This is a genomic window from Paenibacillus medicaginis (genome assembly GCF_042138635.1).
GTDB lineage: Bacteria > Bacillota > Bacilli > Paenibacillales > Paenibacillaceae > Paenibacillus > Paenibacillus medicaginis.
Genome location: NZ_JBHIRY010000063.1, coordinates 1 through 9,766, shown reverse-complemented (window position 1 = coordinate 9,766; position 9,766 = coordinate 1). Strand labels below are relative to the sequence as shown.

At 49.2% G+C, this 9,766-nt stretch carries 8 protein-coding genes and 1 pseudogene; 1 reads left to right on the top strand and 8 read right to left on the bottom strand.

Annotated elements, in window-relative coordinates; translation table 11 throughout:
- Positions 1-622 precede the first annotated feature (622 nt).
- From ACE5LO_RS27480 to ACE5LO_RS27445, 8 genes and pseudogenes are all read right to left on the bottom strand, one after another.
- A complete protein-coding gene (locus ACE5LO_RS27480; RefSeq protein WP_375523096.1) occupies positions 623-1,072 on the bottom strand; it encodes an IDEAL domain-containing protein in 450 nt (149 codons plus the stop codon).
- Positions 1,073-1,442: 370 nt separating this feature from the next.
- On the bottom strand, positions 1,443-1,877 hold the full coding sequence (locus ACE5LO_RS27475; RefSeq protein WP_375523095.1) for a peptidylprolyl isomerase: 435 nt from the start codon (positions 1,875-1,877) through the stop codon (positions 1,443-1,445).
- A 130-nt stretch (positions 1,878-2,007) separates the two neighbouring features.
- Positions 2,008-3,336, bottom strand: a complete 1,329-nt coding sequence (gene lysA, locus ACE5LO_RS27470; protein WP_375523094.1) for a diaminopimelate decarboxylase — start codon at positions 3,334-3,336, stop codon at positions 2,008-2,010.
- A gap of 119 nt (positions 3,337-3,455) precedes the next feature.
- Positions 3,456-5,093, bottom strand: a complete 1,638-nt coding sequence (locus ACE5LO_RS27465; RefSeq protein WP_375523093.1) for a spore germination protein — start codon at positions 5,091-5,093, stop codon at positions 3,456-3,458.
- Positions 5,094-5,735: 642 nt separating this feature from the next.
- The gene (locus tag ACE5LO_RS27460; protein ID WP_375523092.1) at positions 5,736-6,374 is read right to left on the bottom strand and encodes a group II intron maturase-specific domain-containing protein; all 639 of its coding nucleotides are present in this window, start codon (positions 6,372-6,374) and stop codon (positions 5,736-5,738) included.
- A 52-nt stretch (positions 6,375-6,426) separates the two neighbouring features.
- A complete protein-coding gene (gene ltrA, locus ACE5LO_RS27455) occupies positions 6,427-7,674 on the bottom strand; it encodes a group II intron reverse transcriptase/maturase (protein ID WP_375523091.1) in 1,248 nt (415 codons plus the stop codon).
- A gap of 511 nt (positions 7,675-8,185) precedes the next feature.
- Positions 8,186-8,491: pseudogene (locus tag ACE5LO_RS27450) on the bottom strand (reverse transcriptase domain-containing protein); the annotation flags it as partial.
- Between the two features lie 222 nt (positions 8,492-8,713).
- Positions 8,714-9,136, bottom strand: a complete 423-nt coding sequence (locus ACE5LO_RS27445; protein ID WP_375523090.1) for a hypothetical protein — start codon at positions 9,134-9,136, stop codon at positions 8,714-8,716.
- A 94-nt stretch (positions 9,137-9,230) separates the two neighbouring features.
- On the opposite strand from ACE5LO_RS27445, the gene ACE5LO_RS27440 reads away from it, so the two are divergent.
- Positions 9,231-9,766, top strand: a 536-nt coding sequence (locus tag ACE5LO_RS27440; protein WP_375523089.1) for a hypothetical protein, incomplete at its 3' end; no start/stop codon positions are given.

Below are 9,766 nucleotides of genomic sequence, written 5' to 3'. Positions count from 1 at the left end.
TATTCGACGCCATTCGGTCATTTCTTCTTTGATCCAAAAATATTATTTCAGGCGTTCATAAGGGTGCGAAATGTGAGATAACTGTAATTATTACAAGAAAAATCCATCCGAAATATAAAGTCATATTTTCCCCCTTCACTAATATTAGAAGCGATTGAAAATAATGGAACAGATCCAACTGACCGGCCCTCCGGTGGATCTGCAACGGATGTGAAGAACACCCCAGAATCAACTACCTCAAAAAATACAGTTCTGCTCTCAGCAACAGTTGGTGCAGCCATTCTTGCAGGAGCTGGTTACATGTTGGCAAAGAGAAAAAATAGAAAAAACTAATCTTTATACGAGCCTGTTCCAAAGATGAATTTTTCAGTCGGCAAAAAAGATCTAGAGCAGAAGACTTCTTCACTGCTCTGGATCTTTTGCGGTCAAAGCAGGAATCTTGAAAGGATCGCTCAAGTAACGCAAGCGTGATTGCTTTATGTTGTCGGGGATACGCACGCAGCAGCGGAGAGGACGAAGCAATTCCGGAAAAGCGGAGCGGTCGCCTTTGGCCCGAAGGGTCAACAGCGATTGGAGGAATGCTTCGTTCTCGGAGCGTCCACACCATGCAAAAGGAGAGCGCTTATGCCTGAAGCTCCATATATTTTTGCGAAAGCTCTTCAAACCATCCTTTATCATTCATCTGCAGCGCCAAATCGATTAAATCCGCCAGCTCTTCTCTTTCCAGCTTAACATCATCATCAAAGGAAACAACGGCCGTAGCCAGCGGGTTCTGCTCGAAGCCTTTGCGGAAATCATAATCCAGCCGCAGATCGATAATCCCGTCAATATATTCACATTTCAGGAAATATATGATTTCACACATCAGTACAGGACGCACTTCATTTTCCAGAATGCAGTCCATTACTTTTGCGGAGTAATGCTGATTGGTAAGACTGAATTTATGGTCAGCCGCCGGTCTTTCTCTGCCAAAATCATCCGTGAATTTCAGCTCAACCGGGTACAGGTTCATTACTTTTCCCATTTGCTTTCTCGTTATCTCGATGATTTCACTTGTATCCAGGGTAATCATTCGGCACCTCTCCATACTTTTCTTATTCCAAGCGAATAACGCCGTTGTTTCAGGCCGTATGCCTTTACACCTATATCGGATGTTCATCCGTATTTTTTAACCCTTAGTCTACCATGCTTCCTAAACTATTGAAAATTCCTTTTTCTTCATTGTTCACATAAACTATTAAATTCAAACGGTTGAGAAAAAAATAGAGTCTGCCCCCTGTCAACTCTCTTGCTATTGGTGACAATCCGCATGTCCAGACCTATTTCTAAGACAAAATAAAGCGGCGGCCTTTTCCCAGGATAAACCCCAGGAAAAGACCGCCGCTTTATGAAAAACTCTCATTGTTTGCGTGTCACCAGACGCACAAGGACAATCGGTTTGCTTACGCTTCAAACACCGTAACTTCCTTCATTTTGTCACCTTGCTTCACGGCATCAATGTGCTCCATGCCGCTGATCACTTTGCCAAACACGGTGTGCACTCCGTCCAGGTGCGGCTGTGGCGCATAAACAATAAAGAACTGACTGCCACCGGTGTTGCGTCCGGCGTGAGCCATGGAGAGCACGCCTTTTTCGTGTTTGGTCGTGTTGGTAGCCGTTTCGCAATCGATAGTGTAGCCAGGACCGCCTGTGCCGTTGCCGACCGGGCAGCCACCTTGGGCCACGAAGCCCGGGATTACGCGGTGAAAGCTCAGGCCGTTATAGAAACCGCTGTTGGCCAGCTTTTCGAAATTTGCTACCGTATTTGGAGCTTCTTCAGGGAGGAACTGGATTTCAACGACTCCGCCGTTTTCAAGCACAATTTTACCTTTTTTCATCTATTGCACACCCCGTCCATCAAATTTGGCGCCCGGAGGATGGATTACGCTCCGTCCGAACTGCTGTCAGAGAGACATCAGACTCCAGTTTACTATGAATCCCTGCGCTTGGCAAAGTCTTCTGCATTCTTTACACCAGCGTACGGCTGCTCACACGTGCAGGGATCAGATCGTTGCGCACCAGGTCCTCATGGCTCTCGCGTCGCACGGCAAGCTCCGCCTTGCCGCCCATGGCGAACACAACCGCAGGGCGGCGTATCCGGTTGTAATTGCTGGCCATCGAGTAGTTATAAGCGCCGGTGGATGCCACCGCGAGCAGGTCACCGCTCTTGACCCTTGGCAGCTCGACATCCCAGATCAGCATGTCTCCGCTCTCGCAGGCCTTTCCGGCGATGGATACCGTTTCCTCGTCCGGATCATTTGCACGGTTGGCCAGCAGTGCCTCATATTTCGCCTGATAAAGGGCAGGTCTCGGATTATCCGTCATGCCCCCATCGACTGATACATATTTACGCACCTCGGGAATATCCTTAATGCTTCCAACTGTATAGAGCGTGGTACCTGCATCACCAACGATACTGCGGCCCGGTTCGATCCAGATTTCCGGCAGTGTGGCATTAATGCCGGCAAAATGGGTTTTGACCGCTTCGGCAATAGCTTCCACATAACGGGATACCGGTAGCGGCGAATCCTCGTCCGTATAACGAATCCCGAAGCCGCCGCCAAGATTAATAACCTTAAATTCCGCTCCGAGCTCTTCTTTCACCAGCCTTGTAAATGCGGCCACACGACCAGCGGCAACCTGAAAACCGTCCACCTCGAAGATTTGGGAACCGATATGGGAATGAATGCCGAGCAAATTCAACTGACTTTGCTGAAGCGCCAGTTTGACCGCCTCCATGGCCGCCCCGTTGCCGATATCAAATCCGAACTTGGAGTCAGTCTGGCCTGTCGAGATGTATTCATGCGTATGGGCTTCTACGCCTGGCGTCACACGGAGCAGGATATTGGCCCGCATATTCCGCTCGGCAGCAAGCGACTGCAGCAGGTGTAACTCGGTCAGATTATCCACGACAAAACAGCCGATCCTGGCGTCCAGCGCCATTTCCAGCTCCGCAGGCGTTTTGTTATTTCCGTGGAAATGAATCCGCTCAACCGGAAACCGTGCCTGAAGAGCGGTATACAGCTCACCGTCCGACACCACATCCAGGGACATGCCCTCTTCCGCGGCCAGGGCGCACATAGCCACTACACAGAACGCCTTGCTTGCATAGGCCACCTGAAAAGAAAGCCCTGTAGCGCGAAAAGCTTCGATAAATTCACGGCAGCGGCGGCGGACCAGCTGCTCGTCAACAACATACAGCGGTGTGCCGAATTGCTCTCTCAGCACAGTCGCGTCACAACCGCCTATTTCCAAATGCCCTTGGGCATTAATTTTGCTGGTACCATGTAAATACATATCCTGGGGCCTCTCTTTCCGGAACAGCGCTTATTCCAAAGAATGTCTACATAAGTATAGCAAAAAATGCCCGGCGGGCAACGGATTTTTATCCGGATGTCTTGGTTTCAGCTTATCCTTTAGCTGCCTCCCTGACGCTCCGGCATGCGTGTGGAATCACGCGGCTTGTTATATGACGGTCTCTTTTCATCCTCCATCACCGATTTGCGCACAAGAATGGACAGCATGCCCCTGGCATTGAAAGGAATAAAGGGCCACATATACGAAGAATTGTAGGAGCGGTGTACCGTAAGCAGCACAAGAATAGCGGTTACACCGATCACAAATCCTTTTACCTTAAAGGCGGCCACCAATACCAGCAGCACGAGCCGTATCAAACGGTTGGCAAGTCCCAGCTCATAGCTTGGCGTCGCAAACATGCCGATGGCCGCGATAGCCATATATAGAACTACCTCGTTAACGAACAGTCCGGTTTTGACGGCAACATCGCCGATCAGAATCGCTGCGATCAATCCCATGGCGCTGGCGAGAGGTGTGGGTGTATGTACAGCCGCCATTCTCATCAAATCCACCCCGAACTCAATCAGCAGAAATTGCAGAATCAGGGGCAGCTTCGCCGCCTTCTGGGGACCGATAAAATCGAGTACAGGCGGTTTCAGCTCAGGGCTGATCACCATCAGCATCCAGAGCGGCAGCAGAAACAACGAGGCAAAAATGCCGGCAAAGCGGATCCAGCGCAAGTAGCTCCCCATAAACGGAGACTGCCTGTTTTCCTCCGCATGCTGGCACAGATCAAAAAAGGTCGTCGGCAAAATCATAACACTGGGGGAGGTATCGACAAACAGAACAACCCTTCCCTCGAGCAGATGGGAGGCTACCACGTCAGGCCGCTCCGAATAACGCACAAGCGGATACGGGTTCCATTTCTTGCCGGTCATCGCCTCCTCCAGCTGCTTGTCAGCCAGCGGAATACCGTCAATAACGATCTTTTTGATTTTGGCCCTGACCGATTCCACCAGCTTTTTATCTGCAATATCATCGATATAGGCAAGACATACATCCGTTCGCGTGCGGCGGCCGACCTGCATAACTTCATATTTGAGCCCCGGATCACGCAGACGCCGCCGTACAAGCGCCACGTTGGTCATTAACGTCTCCGTGAAGCCGTCCCGCGAACCGCGGACCACGCGTTCAATGCTGGGCTCATCAGGTCCTCTTGACGGATACTGACGGGTATCAACAAGAATAACCTTGCGTTCTCCCTCGATAAAAAAAGCGCTCATCCCGGTTAGCACCTTATTAATGGCTGCTGACATCTGATCCGCCAGCTCTACCTGGACATGCGGGATAAAGCGTTCAAAATAGGAGTGCAAGGCATTTGAAGATAAGTCCTTTGGTGTCACATAACTGAGCCGGTCAAGCAGCTCGGTCAGAATCAGTGAATTCGCAAATCCATTTATAAAGAAAATGCCCACTTTTCTGCCGCCAAAACTCATTTCCCGCAGAACGACATCAAAGGATGCACCCAGTCCCACAGTATCCTCTAATGTCTTCTTGTTATCCTCCAGTCTGGTGGATATCGTATCGTCCCCCTGCCAATACAGCACAGATTCTTTGACATTATCGGAGATTTCATGATCAACCTTCTCCTGATGCCGCTTGCGGACTTCAGCATCTTCCCCGTCTCCGTTCTCCTGGCCGACTGGCGGCTGCAGCACAGCCTCTGTATCTCCTTCATGCTGTGTAGTACGGTCCATTTGCTCTATCGCCTCCTCAGCTGTCCAATAAAGTCTAGTATGAGAAAGCTGGCGAGTTTTATCCTTAAACAGCAGGTTCTTTTCATAATATTGGTAGTTATATACAATAAAATTTAAATCAGACATGCATTCACTCCTATTCAAATAAAAATCCGATTGGGTCCCCTACGCATTATAAGTTGATAGCCGGAGCTCGTCCGGATCGGAGAGAGCGGCAGCGGCGCTCTTGGATGCCGTGAAAGTGGTACGTACAGTGTGAGACAAGGGAAAATGCCGCCCTAACGAATTACGTCGGGGCGAGCCTGACCTATTGTCATCAAAAAAAGGGGTATAATTTTAGTACCTTTTTATATATTTATTTAGAATCCACTCCTATTTACGGACTGAAATTGTTAAAAAATATACAGGATCACTATAAATTATAAGAGAGGAGCTGAGACATGACTTCCGGAGTCATTACTATAATAATTGGTATTATTATCACAATTGCCTTTTTTGCTGCATTGTTCTTCATTATTAGGGGGTTAGTACGTAGAAACAAGCAGAACAACCAGGATTAACATACAATCGGATAGGAGGCTACCCATTAATTGAGTAGCCGACCTTCCACACCACCGTACGTACCGTTCGGTATACGGCGGTTCAACCGTTTAAGTGCAATTGACGCAAGCGCTCGTATTGAGCAGGGAAGTCATAATACCCTGCCTGTGCGAGCCTTTCGTTTGTTACAGAGCGATTCAGTACTGCGCTTCCGGCTATTCTCCAGTATCCCAGCCTTGTGTTCCCCCATTGGTAAGCCTGCCACTCTGGCACGCCCAGCTTTCGCAGATTTTGCACCTTCGTTCGAGGCTTCTTCCACTGTTTCCAGATGTACATCCGCATTCGTCTTCGCAACCATTCATTCCAGCTTTGCAGGATTCGTTTCATGTCCGCTACGTAGAAATAGCCGATCCAGCCGCGAATGTAGCCTTTCATGTTCTCCATCACTTGTCGTGCATTTCTGCCTTGACTTCGTCTCGTTAGCTCCTTCAGCTTCTTCTTTGCCTTGGCCAGGGATTGGCGGTCTACGCGTATGTATACGCCCTTTCCGTTCTTCCCTAGCGCAAATCCGAGGAATTTGAAGTGCTTCTGCGCTACGACGCTGACCACCTTGCTCTTCTCCGTGTTCATTTGGAGCTTTAGTTTCTGCTCCAAATACGTCCGGCTGGATTCCAGCAATCGCTTGGCTGCTCGCTTGCTCTTCGCCAGCACGACGAGGTGAGTAGCCCGAGAGAATCGCACTCTCAGGCCCTCTCAGAACCGGACGTGAACCTCTCAGCTCATCCGGCTCCCATTATCCAGCCGCAGGCAATATGCCTAATCGCCAGTGAGCAAATAGTTCGGGAACGTTCTTCGCGAGTCGCCCTAGCCACCGAATAGCCCGCGTTTTGTGTCTCTCCAGCTTCTTGTATTTCCGCCGAGCCCACTTGACGAGCGCATCATTCATATGACGCAGAACAGTGTACAATTGCGACTTGTAAAAGTGGCCATAGTAGTTAATCCAACCTCTGACGGAAGCATTGAACATTCTTGACAGGTCATAAATCCCCAAATCCGGTTTCAGGTGCATCCGCCATCCTCTTATTGTCTGCCTCATCGCCTTGCACGCTTTATTACTGACTGCTGGCGTGAAGTTAATGAAGTACTTTCCCCATCGGTTCTTTGACCGCCTTGGACGAAAGGTGTATCCCAGAAAGTCAAACTTGGTTTCGGGATGGTCTCCTTTACGGTCATCATCTTTGCAATAGACAATTCGTGTTTTCTCCGGATGCAATTCGAGTTTACATTGCTTAAATCGCTCTTTGAGTTTCTCCAGCAGTTGTTCTGCTTCCTCATTCGTTCGACAGTGGATTACTGCATCATCCGCATACCTTGCCCACGGATTTTGCGCGTGTTTGTTTCCCATCCATTTGTCGAACGTATAGTGCATGAACAGATTCGCAAGTACCGGACTGATGACACCGCCTTGAGGTGTGCCGGCAATTCTCTCTCTTTTGCTCCCGTCCTTCATTTGAAATGGAGCTTTTAGCCATCTTTCGATGTAGAGCAGGACCCATGGACAATCCGTATGCTTCCTTACTGCTTTCATGAGCATCTCGTGATCAATGTTGTCAAACAGACCTTTGATGTCGAATTCCAGCACCCAGTCATATCGCCAACACCGTGTTCGCGTCACTCGAACTGCATCAATTGCGGATTTCCTCGGTCTATACCCATACGAATCCGGATGGAAAATAGGTTCCACTAACGGCTCAAAGTACAGTTTGACCGTCATTTGCGCAATGCGATCAGATACTGTCGGTACGCCCAGAATCCTCACTCCACCATTCTTCTTCGGTATTTCTACCGCTTTGACTGGCGGGGGGAAGTAGCTGCCCGAGGACATCCGGTTCCAGATTTTATAGAGGTTGTCTTTCAGGTTGGCTTCAAACTCCTGAATCGACTCGTCGTCGACTCCGGCCGCTCCATTGTTCGCCTTGACCAGCTTATACGCTTCCCAAACCATGTGCCTTGAGATTTCATACGGCTTTGTTTTGTCCATTTGTTCCTCCCACTTTTGCGGTTGACGCATTTCCAAAACGGGATAACACAGCCCCTTCGCTCCACCACCTTTTCAGTGGGTTCATCGCTACTACGGGCTATTCCGCCCCTATACTCCGCATCTGTACTTTCATCCTTGCGGGATTTCCGCTTGGATTTTTCCATTATCATCGGAGTCGTAGGTTCCCACGTTCCGAACAAGAGCCTGTGCTGCGTTCACGCCGCCTTCATGCCGGTCACCATCTGGACAGTAAACAGGTTTCCTCCAGACTCATCCCAGGGCCAACGACTCCCTCCTGGTTTTGATGACATCCCTACGCTTTCGACACTTTATCAGCCATTGACTTGTGTTCGTCTCCGTAGCACTCACCTGACAGAGTCTCGCCCTGCCTTTTCCTTAACGCTCACCACCACGGCTTTTGTCCGCAGCAGCTTAAGGTGGTTTGGAGCCTCCGCCTGCACAGCGGCTCCGAGGGGCCCGCCCTCATCTCTTGTTCAGCATTGCTTGGCTCTTACGCGCCGCGCATTCGTGGCGTACTATCATCCGCATAGCGGATGAGTTTCACGCCTCGGCTTTCCATCTCCTGATCAAATTCGTTCAGGTAGATGTTGGCTAATAGCGGGGATAACGGCCCGCCCTGGGGCGAACCTTCTTCCGTTGACCGACGCACTCCGTTCTCCATGACTCCGCTTTTCAGATACTTTTTGATCAGGTCGATGACGCGTTTGTCCTGGATTTGTTTGCGCAGCAGATTCAACAGAAGCTCATGGTTCAACGTGTCGAAGTATTTGGACAGGTCAATTTCGACCGCGTGGCCGTATCCTTGCTCGGCATACGCTGAGACTTACGATTGTTCAGCCCTTCCGCCCGCCGCTGTCGCGGCTCACGTACTATGGCGTCTGCTGACTTCTCACAGCAAGCTTTACTCCGTCTTTCGGATTTTTTTCTAGGCCCGCCCGTTTCACTAGAAGATGGCATTCGTGATTCCACTCGGTACAGCCGTATCCAGAAGAAAGATCGCGGAGTATAGATGTAGCAGCTATTTCTGCTGCTGGCGACCGGTGGTAGCAAACATAGTAATAAGCGTAATATAGATAGGAAACACAAACCACGATGCTATCATAAGCAACCCTGTAACGGGAGCTGGGTCATCTCCGGCCTGTGTAATCGGTAGCAGCCATCTATTGGCTACAATAAGTAGCACATAGAAGGGAACCCAAGAGATGACCGACCAGTAGGCAGAAGCTTCCCCATAAAAAAACTTGCGGGACAGCTTATAGAGAGACACAGACATAATTACAAATAAAGCAAGGCACACGACATTAGTCCACATACTCACTGAATCTGCCGACCATCCTGTTATTCTCGTAATCCGATAAAAATTCCCTTGCGGTAGAAAGAAAAGGTACAAGAACAAAGCATTGAGAATACCTAACAGGCTCAATTTCATCAACTTTCTCATAGGTCTTTCCTCCTAAAATGATATAAAGTTGTTCAAATTCCGTTATTTACCTGATACAATTGTGTAGAATTCAAAATACAGGAGGGAATTGTTTGTGAAAATTTTTGGTAAAGCACTATCTATTCTTGCAATATCTGCAACAGTCTTTACAAGTGTAGCATCTGCCGACTCCGGAAGTCCACCTACCATCCCAGACCTAAACTCCATCAAAGAAGTGCATCAATATGTGGTTGATAACGGTTTTGCATCGTTAAACAACGATGGAACATTATCGGTTACAACCGCAGAGCTGCAATCCTACGTCGATCCAGCGTTGCTTGAAGAGTACCAGGAAAACATTGCAGACACAAACCAAGTCGTCCTCTCCACTGGCGGCGCAATCAAATTTGACAAAAATTACGATCTGCATATCGGCACAACAGAGGAGGTTGCAGACGGTGTGTATCAAACAGATCAACTAAAACAAAGCAATGATGACTTTGAAGTAAATCCAATGGGAGACCCTGACACTCCGCCAATTTTGAATGCTTACTCCATAGCAAGCAGCAACAGAAGTAGGGTAAGACGAGGGATTACTCCCTCGGACTCCCCGTCAAACCGTGCATGCGGATTTCCCGCACACGGCTTTCC

What these genes read in the sequence shown, in the direction of transcription:
- ACE5LO_RS27480 (WP_375523096.1), bottom strand. Translation starts at nt 1,072, where the DNA reads ATGATTACCCTGGATACAAGTGAAATCATCGAGATAACGAGAAAGCAA.
- ACE5LO_RS27475 (WP_375523095.1), bottom strand. Translation starts at nt 1,877, where the DNA reads ATGAAAAAAGGTAAAATTGTGCTTGAAAACGGCGGAGTCGTTGAAATC.
- lysA (WP_375523094.1), bottom strand. Translation starts at nt 3,336, where the DNA reads ATGTATTTACATGGTACCAGCAAAATTAATGCCCAAGGGCATTTGGAA.
- ACE5LO_RS27465 (WP_375523093.1), bottom strand. Translation starts at nt 5,093, where the DNA reads ATGGACCGTACTACACAGCATGAAGGAGATACAGAGGCTGTGCTGCAG.
- ltrA (WP_375523091.1), bottom strand. Translation starts at nt 7,674, where the DNA reads ATGGACAAAACAAAGCCGTATGAAATCTCAAGGCACATGGTTTGGGAA.
- ACE5LO_RS27445 (WP_375523090.1), bottom strand. Translation starts at nt 9,136, where the DNA reads ATGAGAAAGTTGATGAAATTGAGCCTGTTAGGTATTCTCAATGCTTTG.